The 258-nt window shown below is 68.6% G+C and carries 1 protein-coding gene; it reads right to left on the reverse strand.

From position 1 onward, the window contains the following. Positions 1-241 (reverse strand): pyridoxal 5'-phosphate synthase lyase subunit PdxS (locus HKX41_12190; protein ID NNC24895.1); only part of this gene is annotated, 241 nt, incomplete at its 3' end. Positions 242-258: the final 17 nt, after the last annotated feature.

A 258-nucleotide genomic window follows, 5' to 3' on the forward strand; every position in this document is an offset into this window, starting at 1 on the left:
CCTCCTCGATGATCTCGTCGATCGTGCCGGGGTCGGCCATCCGCGCGACGCCGCCGCGCTTGCGGATGTCGGCGGGGACGGCCTCGAGATGCATGACGGCGACTGCACCCGCATCCTCGGCGATGCGGGCCTGCTCGGCGTTCACGACGTCCATGATGACGCCGCCTTTCTGCATGCGTGCGAAGCCCCGCTTCACGAGGTCCGTCCCGCGCTTGAGGTCCTCGATGTCCGTCTCGGTCATACGCTCTGCTAGCGGCG

The organism is Salifodinibacter halophilus, assembly GCA_012999515.1.
In the GTDB taxonomy this organism is placed as follows: domain Bacteria; phylum Pseudomonadota; class Gammaproteobacteria; order Nevskiales; family Salinisphaeraceae; genus Salifodinibacter; species Salifodinibacter halophilus.